This is a genomic window from Mesorhizobium sp. CA8, assembly GCF_020164955.1.
Lineage (GTDB): Bacteria > Pseudomonadota > Alphaproteobacteria > Rhizobiales > Rhizobiaceae > Mesorhizobium.
Genome location: NZ_JAIUHG010000012.1, coordinates 120,431 through 138,378 on the forward strand (window position 1 = coordinate 120,431; position 17,948 = coordinate 138,378).

Genomic DNA, 17,948 nt, shown 5'->3' on the forward strand with positions numbered 1-17,948 from the left:
GGAATCGCGGCCCGGAATGCATCTGAAACGGCAAGCAACCATGCTGGCTTCGGCCCTCGCCGCCACGTTCGTCTCGGTCGAGCAGGCCGAAGTGCACCCGCATGTCTTCGCCGAAGCGCGCCTCGACGTCATCCTCAGCCAGGATCACCAAAGTGTGACGGCGCTGCGCCACCTTTGGCGCTTCGACGACCTGTTTTCGAGTACAGTGATGATGGAGTTCGACAAGAACTCCGATCTGAAACTTGACGACAAAGAACTCAAGGAAGTGGCCGACACCGTCCATTCCTCGCTGGCCGAGTTCAATTACTTCCAGCTCGTAACCCAGGACGGCAAGGACGTGCCTATGGTGCCGCCGCCGCATCTGATGGCGAACTTCGAGAACGACCAGTTGATCATCCTGTTCGAGTCGCAGCCGAAGACCCCGATCAAGCTCGCCGGCAAAGTCGACATCGGCGTCTACGATCCGACCTTCTACACGGCGATCGACTTTACCGATGACGCCAACCTTGCCGTCGAAGGCCTGCCCTCGACCTGCACCAAGAAGGTGATCCGGCCCGATCCTGACGAGGCGATCAAGGAAAACCAGAAGACCCTGACGGAGGCGTTCTTCAACGATCCGACAGGCACCAACATGAGCAAGATCTTCGCCACCAAGCTCGAGTTGAACTGCCCGCCGGAAGGATGATTTGGTGATGAAACCACCGCTGCGCGCAAGCAGATTCCGCAAAGGTGTCTCACGGCTTTGCGATCGGAACCTGCGGATGTTCGTGGGGCATCCCACGAATATCCGACTAGCGCTCGGCCTGTTGACCGCCACCCTGGTGATCACCCATTTGCCTGTCGTGGCGCATGCGCAAAGTTCGCTGGGCATCGGCACCAATGACGGCATGGCGCCGACCACCACCGGGCCGTTTGCCCATATACTGATGTGGATCAATCTCAGGCAGCAGGAATTCTACCATTCGCTCGCCGCCGCCATGAAGGCGATGCGCCAGGATGGCAGCAAGCTCTGGCTGCTGATCGGGCTTTCCTTCGCCTATGGCATCTTCCACGCCGCCGGCCCCGGCCACGGCAAGGCGGTCATTTCCTCCTATATGGTCGCCAACGAAGTGGCCCTCAGGCGCGGCATCATGCTCTCCTTCGTCTCGGCGCTGCTGCAGGGCCTGACGGCGGTGGTCGTGATGATGCTCGCCTATTTCGTGCTGCGCGGCACCGCGATCTCGATGACCGACGCGGCCTGGTTCCTGGAAATCTCGAGCTATGTGCTGGTGACACTGTTCGGCGCCTGGCTTTTGTGGCGCAAGCTCGGGCCGTCGATCCTGCGCCTGTTCGGCAGGAGGCCTGCCTACAGCCTGTCGGCTGCCCATGCCGGCCATTCGCATGGCGGGCATGGGGGCCACTCGCATGCCCATGCGCATTCCCATGCCGGCCATTCTCACGCTCATGCGCACTCAACGCATTCGCACGTCCTCCATGTGCATGACGCTCATGATCACGTTCATCACGACCATTCGCACGGTCACGATCACGCCGCGCATGATCACGCCCACCACGATCATGGCCCGGGCGAAGTCTGCGAGACCTGCGGCCATTCGCATGCGCCCGATCCGGCGATGCTGTCGGGTGACCGCTTCGATTGGAAGACCGCCTGGTCGGCGGTGGCCGCCGTCGGCATCCGCCCCTGCTCCGGCGCGCTGATCGTGCTGAGCTTCGCGCTGCTCAACGGACTGTGGGTAGGAGGGCTGCTGTCGGTGCTGGCGATGTCGATCGGCACCGCGATCACCGTCTCGGCGCTGGCGACGATCGCGGTGCTGGCCAAAAATTGGGCGGTCTATTTCGCCGGCGATGGACGCATCGGCAACCGCATCCATTCCATCGTCGAGATCGGCGGCGCCGCCTTCATCTTCCTGGTCGGCCTGCTGCTTCTGTCGGCCGGCCTGTCGGGCGGCGCCTGACCAGGCAGTGCCCAAGTTGTATTGAGCTTCGGGTCAGGCCGGCATCACTTGGTATCGATAGACGTCAGGCGATCTTCCCGCCAAGCTCATCCTCGATGTGCGCGCGGATGATCTCGTCAAAGCTGCTTTCGGCGGCAAACCCCAATTCCCGCGCCCGCCTCGCCTCGAAGCGCGTCGGCCAGCCTTTGACGATCGCCCAGATGGTTTCGTCGGGCTGCTCGCGGATCCGCTTCGCCACCTCGACACCGGCAATGCGCTCCAGCGCCTCGATCTGCTCACCGACCGTGACGGCGACGCCCGGCATTGTGAGGTTGCGGCGCGGGCCGACCTTGTCGCCTTCGATCTCGGCCGCATGGATGAGGAAATTCACCGCCGAGCGCGGGCTGGCATGGGTGTGCAGCACCGAGCGCGGCACCGGCAGGATCGCCTCCTGGCCGGCGAGCGGCTCGCGGATGATGCCTGAGAAGAAGCTCGACGCCGCCTTGTTCGGCTTGCCGGGGCGAACGCAGATCGTCGGCAGCCGGATGCCGATACCGTCGAAGAAGCCGCGCCGCGTATAATCGGCGAGCAGCGCTTCGCTCATCTGCTTCTGCGTGCCGTAGGAGGTGAGCGGCGTCGGATGGAATTCGTCCGGGATGACGTCCGGGAACGGCGCGCCGAACACGGCGATCGACGAGGTGAAGACGAGGCGCGGCGCGAAGGCCGCCAGGCGCACCGCATCGAACAGCGCGCGCGTACCGTCGAGATTGACCCGGTAGCCCAGATCGAAATTGGCTTCCGCCTCACCCGACACGATGCCCGCCAGATGGAAGATCACGTCCGGGCGCGGAGCCACGAGCGCCGCCATGGCGCCGGGCGCGGACAGATCGCCGGTGTGGATCGACACATCGATGCCCGTGAGCGCCGGCGCCTGCGGCGCCACGATGTCATGCAGGTCGAGCGCCGTTATTTTCCTCCCGCGCAAAGCGCCATTCTTGGCCAGCCGTGCAATCAGCTTGCGACCGACCATGCCGGCCGCGCCCGTGATCAGTATTCTCATCTTCAGAGACCTTTCTTGCGTTGGCTGCGTCCGCGCAGCCACAAGACGACGAACAGCCCGACCATGAAGACCACGGCGATGACGGCCGCCAGCACCGTCGACACCTTGCCGGCGGCCAGCATGATGGCTGGCAGGAAATAGGTGGCGAGGCCGAACAGGAGCAGTATCACCGCCGCGGCGATCGCCGCGTTCTTTGTGTCACGATCCATCAGCGGAAGGTCCTCGTTTCGAGGCTGTTCGGTTTCATCGTCACGGCAGGATCAATGATAATGCCGGCGATCGGCAGGCGCGCCATGCGCGTGGTCGTGATCATGGTGATGGTCATGCTTGTCATGGCTGTCGGCGCATTGTCCGAATTCGGGCTCGACCGTGGCATGTTCGATGCCGTGCTTGACCGCAAGCCGCTTCTTGATGGCGCTCACCGCCACATGCGCATCGACGCCGTCGTTCAGGCAGGCATGCAGCGTCGCCATGTTGGAGGTCCCGTCGAGCGACCAGACATGCATGTGATGCACCTCGCGCACACCTTTGACCGCGCTTTCGATGTCCTTGGCGACAACGTCGCGGTCGAGGCTTGCCGGCACGCCTTCGAGCAGGACGTGGGCCGCCTCGCGCATCAGCGACCATGCTGTCGAAAGAATGAGCAGCGACACCAGCACCGACAGGATCGGATCGATCGGCGTCCACCCTGTCGCCACGATGATGATGGCGGCAACGATCGCCGCCGCGGAACCCAGCAAGTCGCCCAGCACATGCAGGATGGCGCCGCGCATGTTGAGGCTTTCCCGATCGCCGCCATGCAGCACGAAGAAGGAGGCGATGTTGACCAGGAGGCCTGCCACCGCCACCACCAGCATCGGCCCGCCGAGCACCGGCGCCGGATTCATCAGCCGCCCCCAGGCCTCGTAGACGATCCAAAGCGCGATGACGAAGATGGCGATGCCGTTGGTGTAGGCGACCAGCGTCTTCACCCGGGCGAAGCCATAGGTGAGACGGCCGGTGGCCGGACGGCCTGTCAGGTGGAAGGCATACCAGGCGAGACCGAGCGCGATGGCGTCGGCCAACATGTGCCCGGCATCGGCGACCAGCGCCAGCGATCCGGTCAGCCAGCCGCCGAGCGCCTCGGCGACCATGAAGCCCGCGGTCAGGCAGGTCGCGATCAGCACCCGCTTCTTGTCGGTCGAGCCATGCACATGGCCGGCGGCATGGCTGTGACCGGCCGAGCCGTGATCGTGCGAAGCGTGGTCGTGCGCCATTGCCGAAACTCCTGTCGGACCTGCCGCAAGCGGTTTTCCGCTTCCGGAGATCGTGGTCTACGCGCCAAAGTCGGCGCGAAAATCCTCAAGCCGCCGCTTCTGGCCGCCTTCGCTGTCGAAATTCGCCGGATCGAGCCAGCCTTCATAGGCTTTGCGCAAGGCCGGCCATTCCTTGTCGATGATCGAATACCATGCCGTATCGCGGTTTTCACCCTTGACCACAAGATGCTGGCGGAAGATGCCTTCGAACTTGAAGCCGAAGCGCTCCGCGGCGCGCTTCGAGGGCTCGTTGCGGTTGTTGCACTTCCATTCGTAGCGGCGGTAGCCGAGATCGTCGAAGAGATATTTCGCAAACAGGAACTGCGCCTCGGTTGCCGCCGGCTTGCGCGAGATCAGCGGACCCCAATAGATGTTGCCGATTTCGCCGACGCCGTTGTTGGCGTCGATGCGCATCAGCGTCTGGCGCCCGGCGATCTTGCCGCTCGCCTTGTCGATGACGGTGAAGAACAGCGGATCCTCGCTGGCTTCCGCCTTGTCGAGCCAAGGCTGGAAGGCGGCGCGGGTTTCCGGCGGATAGTCGGGCAGCCAGGCGAAACGTCCGTCGGCATCCGAAACCGAGGAGGCCTCGTAGAGGCCGTCGCCATGCTCTGCTGCGCTCAGCGGCTCGAGCCTGACGGTGCGTCCCTCGATCGCTTTGCGCTCCGGCCGCGGGCGCGGCTGCCAATTCTTCAGATCTTCCGACACGGCCATTCCAATCCGTTTGACTTTTCTCGGCGGACGGTCACAAAAACGCTCACTTACAGAAAGAACCACAGGGACGGGAAAAATGCTCCACACGATCGCGGCCTTCGACCGGCTCGGCGAGGAAAATGCCTTCGCGGTGCTCGCCAGGGCCACCGCGCTTGCCCATCAGGGCCGCGACATCATCAACCTCGGCATCGGCCAGCCCGACTTCAAGACGCCGCAGCATATCGTCGAGGCGGCGATCAAGGCGCTGCGCGACGGCCATCACGGCTACACGCCGGCAAATGGGCTCTTGGCCACCCGCGAGGCGGTCGTGCGCCGCACGCTGACCACCACCGGCGTCGAGGTGTCGCCCGAGAATGTGATGATCCTGCCCGGCGGCAAGCCGACCATGTTCGCCGCGATCCTGATGTTTGGCGAGGCGGGCACCGAAATCCTCTATCCCGATCCCGGCTTCCCGATCTACCGCTCTATGATCGAGTTCACCGGCGCCACGCCGGTGCCGGTGCCGATCCGCGAGGAGAACGGCTTTGCCTTCTCGGCCGACGAGACGCTGGCGCTGATCACGCCGAAGACCAGGCTGCTGATTCTCAATTCGCCGGCCAATCCGACCGGCGGCGTCACCCCGCGCGCCGAGATCGAGAAGTTGGTCAAGGGCTTGGAGAAGCACCCGCAGGTCGCCATCATGTCGGACGAGATCTACGACGTCATGACCTATGACGGCGAGACCCACTGCTCGCTGCTCAATTTCCCCGAAATCCGCGACCGGCTGATCGTGCTCAACGGCTGGTCGAAGACCTGGGCGATGACGGGATGGCGCATGGGCTGGTCGATCTGGCCGAACGGGAAAAAGGGCGCTCACCTCTACGACAAGGTGCGCAAACTGGCGGTGAATTGCTGGTCCTGCGTCAACGCGCCGAGCCAGTATGCCGGCATCGCCGCGATCGACGGCCCGCAGGACGATGTCGAAAAGATGATGCGCGCTTTCGACAATCGCAGGAAGATCGTGGTCGAAGGGCTGAACGCGCTGCCGGGCATTTCCTGCATCACGCCGAAGGGCGCCTTCTATGCCTTCCCCAATGTCTCGAAGACCGGCTGGAAGGCGAAGAAGCTTGCCTCGGCGCTGTTGGAGGACGCCGGCGTCGCTTTGATCGGCGGCCCCGATTTCGGCGTTCTCGGCGAAGGCTATATCCGCCTTTCCTACGCCAATTCCGAGGAGAACATCCTGCGCGCGCTGGAGCGGATCGAGGCGTTTCTGAAGAGGTGACCCGTCAAGCGCTTACCCGCGCCCGACAAACGGCATCTTCGTCGCCATCACGGTCATGAACAGCACATTGGCGTCGAGCGGCAGGCTCGCCATATGCAGCACCGCGTCGGCGACGCGCTGCACATCCATCACCGCCTCGGCGGCGATCGAGCCGTTGGCCTGCGGCACGCCGACGGTCATCGGCTGCGCCATCTCGGTCAGCGCATTGCCGATGTCGATCTGGCCGCAGGCGATATCGAAGGGCCGGCCGTCAAGCGCCAGCGTCTTGGTGAGCCCGGTGATCGCGTGCTTGGTCGCCGTATAGGGCGCCGAGCCGGGGCGCGGCGCATAGGCCGACACGGAACCGTTGTTGATGATGCGGCCGCCCATCGGCTTCTGCCTCCGCATCGCGCCGAAAGCCGCGCGGGCGCATAGGAACGACCCGGTGAGGTTGACGCCCACGACATCGTTCCAGACCTCGACCGGGATCTCGTCGATCAGCGTGGACTTGTAGCCCATGCCGGCATTGTTGAAGAGCAGGTCGACGCGGCCGAAGGCCTCGAGCACGGTCTCGAACATGTCGTCGACTTCCTCGGCTTTGCTGATGTCGCAAGCGATGGCCAGCGCCTTGGCCTGCGTCTTCCCCGCCTCTGCGATCGCCTCATCCAGCAGCGTCTTGCGGCGGCCGCAGAACACCGTGTTCCAGCCTACCTTGAGCAGCGCCGTCGCGACGCTCTTGCCGATGCCGGTGCCGGCGCCGGTAACGATGGCGGTCTTCTCTGCTATGGCTGTCATCGCCGTCCTCCGGTCATGCATGGAAAGACGTGGCATCGCAAATGCCTGGGGTCATGGCAAGCCGCTGTTGGCAATAAAGAAAGCCCCAACAAAAAGGGCGGCCATTGGCGACCGCCCCCGATCTGAACCGTGCTTGGGAGGAGATGCCGGTCCGACTGATTAGAATGATGCGCTTATGGGGTTAACGAGAAATTAACGGCAACCGCCGCTAACCCCGGCGCTTACCAGGGCGAACTTGGAGCGCTGCCGGCGGGCACCTTGGCCGCCGAAACCGTCGCCTCGACATGATCGACCAGGGCGTCCGGCAGGCCGAGGCGGCCGGCCAGCAGGTCGAGATAACCGCGCTCGGCGCGCGTGTCGGGATCGATGGTAAGCCGCGAGGCGGTGTAGAGCTCGAGCCTCTGCGCATCGGTCTTGGCGCCGGCGACCAGCGTGTCGAGATCGAGCGGGCTTTCGAGCTCGGCAAGCAGGAATTTTTCCGCTTCCGGGCCGATGCCGGCGAGCTTGAGCTTGTCGGCGATCTTCTTGCGCTCTTCGTCGTCGACATGGCCGTCGGCCTTCGCCGCCGAGATCATCGCCCTGACCAGCGTCAGCGTGAACTCGGTCTCGCCTTGCGGCGCCTGCGAGGGATGGAAGGCGGTGTCGGCGGGCGGCGGCAGCAGCTCCGGCTCGCCGGATGAAGGCGCCTGCTCCGGCGCTTTGCCGGCCTTGTAGTTCTGGTAGGCCTTGTAGGCGAGGCCACCGATGGCGGCCAGGCCGCCAAGCTTGATTGCAGCGCCCGTGACCTGCCGTCCTGTGCCGGTGCCGAGCAGCACCGCGGCAAGCGCGCCGGCGGCAAGCGGATTGTCCTTCGCCATCTGCACCGCTTGCCCCGCCTTGTCGCGGACAGTCGAGCCGGTCCCAGGGACTTGCGAGCCGAGAAGGTCGTCGAGCAGCTTCTTGGGGTCGAGCATCAATGCCTCCAGAATTGGCCCGGCTGAACGCGCCCGGGCAGGGTTTCGGACCGGCAAGACGTAGGCTCCGCGCTTTGGCATTACAATGACGGGGCGACTTTTCGGTCGCGGAGCTGGCCGCCCTAACTGCCGATATGGCGCTTGCCGCCGCGCGCTTGCGCAAGCTCGACCTGACGGTGGCGTTCGGCATAGCGTACGCGATCCGCATCGGACCGCGCTTCGAAGCAATGTGGGCATGAAACGCCGGTCACGTATTTCAGCGACAGCCGGTCCTCGACCGTCAGCGGGTGACGGCAGGCGCGGCAGAGTTCGGCTTCGCCCTCGGCCAGACCATGCGAGACCGACACCCGCTCGTCGAACACAAAACATTCGCCTTGCCAGAGGCTCTCTTCGGCGGGCACGTCTTCCAGATATTTCAGGATGCCGCCCTTGAGATGGAAGACATTTTTGAGACCGAGCGACTTCACATAGGCGGTCGCCTTCTCGCAGCGAATGCCGCCGGTGCAGAACATCGCCACTTTGCGGCCTTCGAGCTCCTTACGGTGCTCTTCCACCCAGGCCGGGAACTCGCGGAAGCTGCTGGTCCTTGGATCGACCGCGCCCTTGAAGGTGCCGAGCGAGACCTCGTAGGCGTTGCGGGTGTCGATGACGACAGTGTCGGTGTCCGAGATCAGCGCGTTCCAGTCGGCCGGCGCGACATAGGTGCCGGCGCTGGTTGCCGGATCGACATCCTCGACACCCATGGTGACGATCTCGCGCTTCAGCCGGACCTTCATGCGGTGGAACGGCATTTCGGCGGCGCTGCTGTATTTGACTTCCAGACCGGCCAGGCCTTCGATGGCCTGCAGATGGTCCACAAGCGCGGCAATCGCTTCCTCGGTGCCGGCAACGGTGCCGTTGATGCCTTCACGCGCCAGAAGCAGCGTGCCCTTGATGTCGCGCCCGCAACAGAAGGCGGCGAGCGGCGCGCGCAAGGCTTCGTATCCGTCGAGGCGCGCGAATTTATAGAGCGCGGCGACCCGGACTGGCTGAATTTCCATGGCAGTTGTCATGCTCATGCCACTAGACCGTGCTGAAAGCCGTTTCAAGGCAACCGATATGCAGCTGGCCACGCGGCATCACGACACGCCGCCCTTCGTAGACTTGGCATATCCCTTCTGCTAATCGGTTTAAAACGATCGAGATGGAGACCAGCACATGACCAGCAAGACCGAAAAGCTCCTGTCGCTCCTCAACGGTCAGCCGGTCATCCCGGTGCTCAAGATCGCCAATGTGGCAGATGCCGTGCCGCTCGCCCGCGCGCTTTCGCGCGGCGGTTTGCGGGCCATCGAGATCACCTTACGCACCGCCGATGCGCTGGAAGCGATCCGCCGCGTCGCGGCCGAGGTTGAGGACGCGGTCTTCGGCGCCGGCACCATTCTCGATGCCAAACAGTTCGACGAGGCAGCCGCCGCCGGCTCGAAATTCATCGTCAGCCCGGGCATCACCAGAGAGCTTCTCGACGCGGCCAAGGACAGCCCCGTGCCGCTTTTGCCCGGCGCCATCACGCCTGGCGAGATCATGGCCGCGCGCGAAGCCGGCCTGCGCTTCCTGAAATTCTTCCCGGCCGAGCAGTCCGGCGGCATCGCTTCGCTGAAGGCTTTCGCCTCGCCGCTGGCAGACGTGAAATTCTGCCCGACCGGCGGCATCACGGCTAGGAACGCCGCCGATTATCTGGGCCTGCCCAACGTCATCTGCGTCGGCGGCTCCTGGGTGGCGCCCGACGATCTCATCAAGGCCGGCAGGTGGGATGAGATCGAAGCGCTGGCGCGTGAGGCGAGCAAGCTCAAGACGTAATCAGCGTTTTCACCAGGGCAGCGCGCCATTCTCATCGAAATAGCCGCCCGTCGGTCCGCCTGGCGCCAGCGTCGCCAGCCGCACGATGATCTCGGCCGCCTGTTGCACCGTGCGGCCACCTCTGTGCGCGTTGAGGTCCGTCGCGGTGTAACCGGGAGCGGCCGCATTGACCATGATGCCGCGCGGCGCGAGTTCCCGGGCGAAGGCCAGTGTCACGGCGTTGAGCGCCGTCTTCGAACTGCCATAGCCCATGACATTGGGCGACTGGTCATTGCCGGACGCGCGCGCCCGCGATCCGAGATAGCTGCTCACCATGACGATCCGCGCAGCGGACGATGCCGTGAGCAGCGGCAGGAACGCCTGCGTGACCCGCACCGGACCGAAGACGTTGACGTCATAGGTGGCTTTCATGTCATCGACACTCTCGCGGCTCGGCGGCCGCTCATAGCGGCCGTCTGGGCCGAGCGCATCGACATAGCCGGATGCAATTCCGGCATTGTTGACCAGAACGTCCAGGCGGGGCGCCCTCGCCGCGACGGCTTTGGCCGCGGCCGCGACGCCCTCGTCGCTGGCGACGTCGAGCTCGAGCCACTCGACGTCCAGCCCTTCGTCGCGCAGCGCCTGCGCCGCGGCCTCGCCGCGCCCGGCGTCGCGAGCACCGAGCCACACCTTGAATCCCATGGCGGCCAGCCGACGGACGGTCTCGAGGCCGATGCCCTTGTTGGCGCCGGTCACCAGCGCATTCTTTTGCGTCTTCATATCCATGTCTCCTGTTCGGTGACCTAGAGATGGCGGGAGCCGGGCCGCTTTGCGCGCCAAAAGCTCTCATGCTCTTGCCTAATCCTCTCAGCTGCGCGTCTTCTCGTGCGCCGCCGCCTCGCTTGGTTGCTTGGCGGCAGGGGATCGGCAATGCTGCAAGGATGAACGAAGCGCTTCAGGAACTGATCGCGATCGCCGGCCGGCATGCGCGCGGACGGCGGACGAAAACGGCTATCCCGCGCGTTACGATCGGCCGCAGCGAGGTTCCGACGCCGCCGCTCCCCGAGCTTTGCCAGCCGACCACGCTGTTCGTCCTGCAGGGAACCAAGACGGTGCTGATCGGCGACCGCAGGCTTGCCTACAGCGCCGGCAGCTATTTCGTCTATGCGGTTGAAACACCCGCCACCAGCCAACTGATCGATGCGAGCGTCGCACAGCCTTACATGGCCATCGCCTTCTCGATCGATACCGAGCTGACCGCCGGCCTGCTCATTGACCACAAGCCGGCGATCGATGGCGATAGCTTCGTGACCAATCAAGCCGATGACTTGCTGCTCGATGCGTGGCACCGGATGCTGCGGCTGCTGGACAAGCCGGCCGAGATTCCTGTTCTCGCGCCCATGCTCGAACGGGAGATCGCGTTCAGGCTTCTGCAAGGCCCGCAAGGCGAAAAGCTGCGCCAGCTCGCGCGCGCCGACGGGCGCCTGTCGCGGATCCGCCGCGCCACGGCCTGGATCCGGGCGCATTACAAGGAGCCGATCGATGTGACGCAACTGGCCGAGCTGTCGCATATGAGCAATGCTGCGTTTCATCGGCACTTCAAGGCGGCGACGGCAATGAGCCCGATCCAGTATCAAAAGCAGCTCCGCCTGCTGGAAGCGCGCCATCTGCTGATTGCGCAGCCGGGCAACGCCGCGCAGGTTGCTTTCGCTGTCGGCTACGAAAGCGCTTCCCAGTTCAGCCGCGAATATGCGCGCCAGTTCGGGTTGCCGCCCGCGCGCGACGCCGCGCGGCTCCTGGCCAAGGGCGAAGCGGCCACGCTGGAAGTTTAGCCTGACGTGACATGCGCGCACGGAACGCCGACAGAGCTATTGCCATGTCTGGTTCCCGCTCATGGATTCGAACCACGATTCACGCCTTCAAAGGGCGCTGTCCTACCATTAGACGAAGCGGGAAGTGCAGGCGAGCCATATACCATAAACAAAAGCCGCGCTGGCGAGCCAACGCGGCTTTTCGGCGGCCACGCTCGCTTGCCTATTTCGTTTGGAAGCGCGCGACCGAGAGGAACTTCACCGCATTGCCCGTGAAACGGCTCGCGTCCGGCAGCTGGCCATCCATCTGGAAGCCGGCCGTGTACACTTCGCTCGGCGGCGTGTGCACGATGTTGTAGGCATAGCGCGGCCCCGTCGTCGGGTCGGAAACAGAGGCGATGTTGACGCCGCTGCCGAGGGCCCAACGCGCGGCTTGGGGCGGCGCCGCCACCACCATGGCCTTGGGCCCTGGCTTCAGGTCCTGCGCAGACGCCCTGCCTTCCTTGGCTGTGGTCTTCACACCGCCGCCGATCGCCTGCGCGGGATCGGTCCCGGCCGGCAGCGCGGCGATGGCTTTGCGCGGCGAGGCCGCATCGACGCCTGACGGATCGTTGAAGGCGGAGCGCGGCTCCGGTTCGGTCAGCGACGCGAGCTGATATTCGGCGCCGGCGCCATCGGCCTTGACGGTCGCATTGGCCTGTTCGAGAACGGCTTTGACCTCATCCTGCTTGCCGGGCTGCGGCCGTGCGGTCGGCAGAACGGAGAACGCGTCGGTCGCGCTCTTGTCCTGCGAAGCCGTTTCGGCCAGCGCCAGAAGCACGCTCTTGTCCTTCGGCGCCGGTTCGGCCGGCGTCGAACGGTCGGGCCGCCATGTCGGCAGCGGGATGTTATTGACCGCCACCTGCGCCGGATCGGTGCTCGCGGCTTCGGCGGCGCTGGCTGCGCCGAACGGCACCTTGTCCGGCACGGACGCCTGTGCGGTCGAAACCGCCTGCTCCGCCGTCGCCGAGGCATCCGCCACGGCGAACGGCACGTTCTGCGGCGTCTGCTGGCCGACATCGGCCTTCGGACGCGGCGCGAAATCGGGCAGCGGGATTTCCTTGGGCGGCAGAGCGGCGATAATCGTCTCCGGCGTATTCTGCTGCGGCTGCGAATCGTCGGCGCTGTCATCCGCGATCTGCGGGATGCTGGCGCGCTTGGCATCTTTCGGCGCGACGATCGCGATACCCGGAAGATTGCTGGTGCGGGCCGTGGCGGCGCTCGCGACCTGAACCTGCTTCACAGCTTTCTGCTGCGGCGCCGGGGCGCTTTCGTCGGCCTCGTCGTCGGCCTCGTCGGCGCCGCCGCCACGGAACCAGGCAAACAGGCCGCCGGACCGCTTGGTCGAGCCACCGGCGCTGGCCAGTTCGATATTGGGCGTGCCGGCGCCCTTACGCGCCTGATAAGCGGCCAGCGCCTGCTCATAGCCAGGCAGCGGCTTGCCGTCGCTCGGCACATGCAGCGTCTTGCCGTTGGGGAACAGGCTGACCAGCTCCTGACGGCTGATGCCCGGCCAGTGGCGCACATTGCCGACATCCATATGGACGAAGGGCGAACCGGAACTCGGATAATAGCCGACGCCGCCGCCCTGCATCTTGAGGCCGATGTTGCGCAGCTTCTTCAGCGGCACGCCGGGGATGTAGAAGTCCATCGCCTTGCCCAGCATGTGCTGGCTCTTCTCGGCGACGCCCCGGCTGCGCGAGCGCAGCATCGCGTTGGTCGATGGCGAACGATAGCCGCAGACGACCTGGATATAGTCGGTAGCGCCGCTTTCGCGATAGGCTTCCCAAACCAGGTCGAGCAGCCGCGGATCCATCTTGGTAGGCTCGTTGCGGCGCCAGTCGCGCAGGATGATGTTGATCTTGCGCAGGCCTTCCGGATCGTAGCGGCCATTGCGCTTGTAGACGATCTCGGCCTTTTCGTGCGTGTGCAGGTGATAGAGCTTGAGTGTACGAACTTCAGCCCGGGCGCCAGACGTCGCCGCGGACAGGAACCCGACGGTCAAAATCACGAACGTCAGCCACCTCGGCCAGACGTTCATATGAAAATGCCGCCCGTCTTTGTGTCGTTCGATTTTGTTCAAATCAAATGGCTTTCAGGCTGCCGTTTGTCCCCGGATTTGACCAAACGGATGCGTCGTTTTCACATCCGAATATCGATCCTAATGGTTAATCATCATTTATTGAAGCCGAAATGCGGTAACACCGTGGCGATATCCCGTCAAAAATAATGCACGGCATTTCGTGGTAAACCGCTGGTTTAGATCAAGAATCCGGTCTCGGCCAGAACACGATCTGTTACCGTTAGCGTTAATGCGTGATCCTCGGCAACGCCAACCGCTGAGAACCCTGCGTTTTCACCTTCAAAGCGACAATTTGACTCGGATTTTAGGCAGACAAGCTCGTTCGAGGCTTGCGCCTCATGAGGCAAGCCGGTCGAGGCGACCAGCTTCGGGATCAATGCCATATTCCTTCAACTTGCGGTAGAGCGTCGAGCGGCCGATGCCCAACCGCCGGGCGACTTCGCTCATCTGGCCGTTGTAATGATCGATCGCGAGCCTGATCATCTCGAGTTCGACGTCGGCCAGCGCCCGCACATTGCCGCGCTCATCGAGCGCACGAAGCGTTCCAAAACGCGGCTGCGGCTTGGCGGGCGCCTCGCCGTCGGACAAGGCGGGCCCCATCGTGTCGGCAACCTCATCCTCATTCAGGGGCACATCCGCAACCGTATCGGCGACGGCGGATGCCGGTTCCGCTCCGAGATTGACCGTTCCTTCAACCTGCGCCCGGATTTGCGGGAACTCCTCCTCGGTCAGCACATCGCCCTCGGCGAGCACCGACGCGCGGAAGACCGCATTCTCCAGCTGGCGGATGTTGCCCGGCCAGTCATAGGCCTGCAGCATCGCAAGCGCCGCGGCCGATATGCCGGCAAGGCGGCGGCGCGGATCGGTCGGAGCGACCTTTTCCATGAAGTGTCGGACAAGGTAGGGAATGTCGTCGCGGCGGTCGCGCAGCGGCGGCACGAAGATGGGATAGACGTTCAGCCGGTAGAACAGGTCCTCGCGGAACTTGCCGTCCTTCACCTGCTGCAGAAGATTGCGGTGCGTGGCCGAGATAAGCCTTATATCGACCTTGACGGTCGAGCGGCCGCCGACCGGATCGACCTCGCCCTCCTGCACGGCGCGCAGCAGCTTGACCTGGACGTCGAGCGGCAGATCGCCGATCTCGTCGAGGAACAGCGTGCCGGAATTCGCTTCGACGAATTTGCCGGTGTGCTTATCGGTGGCGCCGGTGAAGGAGCCCTTCTCATGGCCGAACAGGATCGATTCGACAAGATTGTCCGGAATGGCGCCGCAATTGACGGTGACGAAGGGCTTCGAGCGGCGATCGCCGCTGCCCTGGATGGCGCGCGCCACCAGCTCCTTGCCGACACCTGACTCGCCCTCGATCAGGATTGGGATGTTGGAGGCCGCGGCCTTCTGGCCGAGGCGGATCACCCGGTCCATTGCCGGGCTGCGCGTGATCATGTCCTTGAAGGTGAGATGGCCGCCGCAGCGTCGCCGCGATGCGCGCTTCACCTCGTCCTCGACGGCTTCCACTTTAAGCGCGTTGGAGATGGCGGTCTGCAGCCTGTCGGGCGACGCCGGCTTGACGACGAAGTCGAAGGCGCCGTGCCGCATTGCCGAGACGACCGTCTCGATGCCGCCCTGCGCCGTCTGGACGATGACGGGAATGTTGATGGCACGCTCGCGCATCGCCTTCAGCACGCCGATGCCGTCGAGGCCGGGCATCACAAGGTCGAGAATGACGACGGAGACCTCGCGCGCGTTCGGCCCGTCGAGCACGTCGAGGCCGGCCTCGCCGCCATCCGTGACGATCGCGCTATGGCCGAACTTGGTCAACGCGGCTTCGACCAGCCTGCGTTGCACCGGATCGTCATCGACTATGAGTATGGAACCTGTCATGACTGTTTGAGTTGTCCGCCCGAGGAAATCCCCATGGATCATCTTGGCACAGGGTTCTAAATAAGGTTTCAAAAAACCCGGTGAACGAATTCCTTAGGATTTGACCGGCTTTTCCTTTCCCTTTGATTCTGGCCCCTGGTTCAAAGAAGGTATCGTTGATGCGCATGATGTTTGGTCGGCGGCTTGCGGCGCCAATATCCGGCCAAGGTGCTGCGGGGCTCGGTGACCTGCCGGAATGGAATCTCGCCGATCTCTACTCGGGCATGGAAGCGCCCGAGTTGAAGCGCGACATCGCCAAGGCGGCCGCGGACGCCGTGGCCTTCGAAACCCGCTGGAAAGGCACCCTTGCCGCCGAAGCCGGGCGCGGCGGTGCCGGCCGGCTCGGCGAGGCGTTCAAAACCTATGAGGCGCTCGAGGAACTGATCGGACGCATCGTCTCCTATGCCGGCCTCGTCTATGCCGGCAACACCGCCGATCCGCAGCGTGCCAAGCTCTATGGCGACGTCCAGGAAAAGATGACGGACGCCAGCGCCCATCTTCTGTTCTTCGCGCTCGAGCTCAACCTGATCGACGACGCGGCGATCGAGAGCGCTTTAGTCGCCGACAAGGCCTTCGGCCACTACCGGCCCTGGGTGCTCGACCTCAGGAAGGACAAGCCCTACCAGCTCGAGGACCGTGTCGAGCAATTGTTCCACGAAAAGTCGGTCACCGGTCGCGGCGCCTGGAACCGCCTGTTCGACGAGACGATGACCGACCTGCGCTTCGATGTCGACGGCGAGGAGCTGACGCTTGAGCCGGCGCTGAACCGGTTGCAGGATGCCGATGGCGAGGTGCGCCGCCGCGCCTCCGAGGCGCTCGCCGCTACGTTCCGCAAGAACCTGCGCACCTTCACGCTCATCACCAACACCTTAGCCAAGGACAAGGAAATCTCCGACCGCTGGCGCGGTTTCCAGGACATTGCCGACTCGCGCCACCTCGCCAACCGCGTCGAGCGCGAAGTGGTCGATGCGCTGGCCGCGGCCGTGCGCGAGGCCTATCCGCGGCTGTCGCACCGCTATTACGCGATGAAGGCGCGCTGGCTCGGCATGGAGGTGATGAACCACTGGGACCGCAACGCGCCGCTGCCGGAGACGCCGCAGGCGGTGATCAGTTGGGACGACGCCAGGGACACGGTGCTCTCCGCCTACCAGCGCTTTTCGCCGGACATGGCCGAAATCGCACGAGGCTTTTTCGACCGCAGATGGATCGACGCACCGGTCAGGCCGGGCAAGTCGCCCGGCGCCTTCGCCCATCCGACGGTGCCGTCGGTGCATCCTTACGTGCTGCTCAACTACATGGGCAAACCGCGCGATGTGATGACGCTGGCGCATGAGCTCGGCCATGGCGTGCACCAGGTGCTGGCCGCCGGCCAGGGCGCGCTGATGGCCTCGACGCCGCTGACGCTGGCCGAAACCGCCTCCGTCTTCGGCGAGATGCTGACCTTCCGTTCGCTGCTTGAGCAGACCGGCGACAAACGCGAGCGCAAGGCCATGCTCGCCCAGAAGGTCGAGGACATGATCAACACCGTCGTGCGCCAGATCGCCTTCTACGAGTTCGAGCGCAAGGTGCATGCCGAGCGCAAGAACGGCGAGCTGACCTCGGACAGGCTGGGCGAATTCTGGCTGGGGGTGCAGGCCGAGAGCCTGGGGCCGGCAATCAAGCTGCGCGAGGGCTACGAGGTCTTCTGGACCTACATCCCGCATTTCATCCACTCGCCTTTCTATGTCTATGCCTATGCCTTCGGCGATTGCCTGGTGAACTCGCTCTACGCCGTTTATCAGAACGCCGAGCGCGGATTTCAGGAGAAGTATTTCGAGATGCTGCGCGCCGGCGGCACGAAGCATCACTCAGAGCTTCTGGCGCCCTTCGGCCTCGACGCAACCGATCCCGCTTTCTGGCAGATCGGTCTTGGGGTGATCGGTTCGCTGATCGACGAGTTGGAGGCACTCGAGAAGTGAACAGCAACGAAGGGCGCATCGGCAGCTAATAGTTTAGCCGAGCTGCATATTAGCAAGAATCTATTCTAGCTCTAAATAGCTGTTCTTGAATAACTCTCCGGCGCATTTTCAACTGGCTTTCGACAAGCCATATGATAGCGTCCGGCCTCAAGCTCAGCCGGACGCATCGCGCAGGCCAGAGATGGCCGGTCGCGGTGCCACGGCGAATGCGATGATGGCCGTCGGCCCCGGACAAGGCCGAACGCCGATGGCTCGATTGAAGCCGGTGGTTCCGCCGACCACGGAACCTTTGACGATCCTTGGCGTGCGCTCGCCTTTCCGGGCCTCGGCCGAC

General features: G+C 64.2%; 16 protein-coding genes and 1 tRNA gene. 6 read left to right on the top strand and 11 right to left on the bottom strand.

All coding sequences use genetic code 11. The annotated features are described in order from the left end of the window. Positions 1–16 precede the first annotated feature (16 nt). Positions 17–685, top strand: coding sequence for a DUF1007 family protein (locus LB553_RS15455; protein ID WP_224514520.1), 669 nt, complete (start codon positions 17–19; stop codon positions 683–685). A gap of 76 nt (positions 686–761) precedes the next feature. Then, the gene (locus LB553_RS15460; protein ID WP_224514521.1) at positions 762–1,955 is read left to right on the top strand and encodes a nickel/cobalt transporter; all 1,194 of its coding nucleotides are present in this window, start codon (positions 762–764) and stop codon (positions 1,953–1,955) included. Positions 1,956–2,019: 64 nt separating this feature from the next. On the opposite strand, the gene denD is transcribed toward LB553_RS15460, so the two are convergent. Genes denD through LB553_RS15480 form a run of 4 tightly spaced genes read right to left on the bottom strand, consistent with a single transcriptional unit; the run spans position 2,020 to position 4,994 of the window. Further along, positions 2,020–2,994, bottom strand: coding sequence for a D-erythronate dehydrogenase (gene denD / locus LB553_RS15465; RefSeq protein WP_224514523.1), 975 nt, complete (start codon positions 2,992–2,994; stop codon positions 2,020–2,022). 2 nt (positions 2,995–2,996) lie between these two features. After that, entirely contained in the window at positions 2,997–3,203 is a 207-nt protein-coding gene (locus LB553_RS15470) for a hypothetical protein (RefSeq protein WP_224514525.1), read from the bottom strand. A 51-nt stretch (positions 3,204–3,254) separates the two neighbouring features. Beyond that, positions 3,255–4,250 (bottom strand): cation diffusion facilitator family transporter, encoded by a 996-nt coding sequence (locus LB553_RS15475; protein WP_224514527.1) that lies wholly within the window; start codon positions 4,248–4,250, stop codon positions 3,255–3,257. Positions 4,251–4,307: 57 nt separating this feature from the next. Next, the gene (locus tag LB553_RS15480; RefSeq protein ID WP_224514529.1) at positions 4,308–4,994 is read right to left on the bottom strand and encodes a GNAT family N-acetyltransferase; all 687 of its coding nucleotides are present in this window, start codon (positions 4,992–4,994) and stop codon (positions 4,308–4,310) included. A gap of 82 nt (positions 4,995–5,076) precedes the next feature. Between LB553_RS15480 and LB553_RS15485 the strand changes: the two genes are divergently transcribed. After that, positions 5,077–6,261: a pyridoxal phosphate-dependent aminotransferase gene (locus LB553_RS15485; RefSeq protein ID WP_224514531.1), complete on the top strand. Its 1,185-nt coding sequence runs from the start codon at positions 5,077–5,079 to the stop codon at positions 6,259–6,261. A gap of 12 nt (positions 6,262–6,273) precedes the next feature. Here LB553_RS15485 and LB553_RS15490 read toward each other — a convergent pair whose 3' ends face one another. The 3 genes from LB553_RS15490 to LB553_RS15500 form a co-directional block, all read right to left on the bottom strand. After that, the gene (locus LB553_RS15490; RefSeq protein ID WP_224514533.1) at positions 6,274–7,035 is read right to left on the bottom strand and encodes an SDR family oxidoreductase; all 762 of its coding nucleotides are present in this window, start codon (positions 7,033–7,035) and stop codon (positions 6,274–6,276) included. Between the two features lie 221 nt (positions 7,036–7,256). Continuing rightward, positions 7,257–7,988 carry a tellurite resistance TerB family protein gene (locus LB553_RS15495; protein ID WP_224514534.1) on the bottom strand — a complete coding sequence of 244 codons (732 nt, stop codon included), beginning with the start codon at positions 7,986–7,988 and terminating at the stop codon, positions 7,257–7,259. Positions 7,989–8,110: 122 nt separating this feature from the next. Continuing rightward, positions 8,111–9,028, bottom strand: a complete 918-nt coding sequence (locus tag LB553_RS15500) for a rhodanese-related sulfurtransferase (RefSeq protein WP_224514535.1) — start codon at positions 9,026–9,028, stop codon at positions 8,111–8,113. Between the two features lie 157 nt (positions 9,029–9,185). Here LB553_RS15500 and LB553_RS15505 point away from each other — a divergent pair, with 157 nt between their 5' ends. Next, complete coding sequence (locus LB553_RS15505) at positions 9,186–9,824, top strand: 2-dehydro-3-deoxy-phosphogluconate aldolase (RefSeq protein WP_224514536.1); 639 nt, start codon at positions 9,186–9,188, stop codon at positions 9,822–9,824. Between the two features lie 9 nt (positions 9,825–9,833). On the opposite strand, the gene LB553_RS15510 is transcribed toward LB553_RS15505, so the two are convergent. Continuing rightward, positions 9,834–10,583 (bottom strand): SDR family oxidoreductase, encoded by a 750-nt coding sequence (locus LB553_RS15510; RefSeq protein ID WP_224514537.1) that lies wholly within the window; start codon positions 10,581–10,583, stop codon positions 9,834–9,836. 161 nt (positions 10,584–10,744) lie between these two features. Here LB553_RS15510 and LB553_RS15515 point away from each other — a divergent pair, with 161 nt between their 5' ends. Beyond that, positions 10,745–11,635 (top strand): AraC family transcriptional regulator, encoded by an 891-nt coding sequence (locus LB553_RS15515; RefSeq protein WP_224514596.1) that lies wholly within the window; start codon positions 10,745–10,747, stop codon positions 11,633–11,635. Positions 11,636–11,684: 49 nt separating this feature from the next. On the opposite strand, the gene LB553_RS15520 is transcribed toward LB553_RS15515, so the two are convergent. The 3 genes from LB553_RS15520 to LB553_RS15530 all read right to left on the bottom strand — a co-directional run bounded on the left by LB553_RS15520 (position 11,685) and on the right by LB553_RS15530 (position 15,617). Continuing rightward, positions 11,685–11,758, bottom strand: a tRNA-Gln gene (locus tag LB553_RS15520). 79 nt (positions 11,759–11,837) lie between these two features. Continuing rightward, the gene (locus LB553_RS15525) at positions 11,838–13,694 is read right to left on the bottom strand and encodes a DUF882 domain-containing protein (RefSeq protein WP_224514538.1); all 1,857 of its coding nucleotides are present in this window, start codon (positions 13,692–13,694) and stop codon (positions 11,838–11,840) included. Between the two features lie 378 nt (positions 13,695–14,072). Continuing rightward, positions 14,073–15,617: a sigma-54-dependent transcriptional regulator gene (locus tag LB553_RS15530; protein WP_224514539.1), complete on the bottom strand. Its 1,545-nt coding sequence runs from the start codon at positions 15,615–15,617 to the stop codon at positions 14,073–14,075. Between the two features lie 158 nt (positions 15,618–15,775). On the opposite strand from LB553_RS15530, the gene LB553_RS15535 reads away from it, so the two are divergent. After that, complete coding sequence (locus tag LB553_RS15535) at positions 15,776–17,614, top strand: M3 family oligoendopeptidase (RefSeq protein ID WP_224514540.1); 1,839 nt, start codon at positions 15,776–15,778, stop codon at positions 17,612–17,614. The last annotated feature ends 334 nt before the right edge of the window (positions 17,615–17,948 follow it).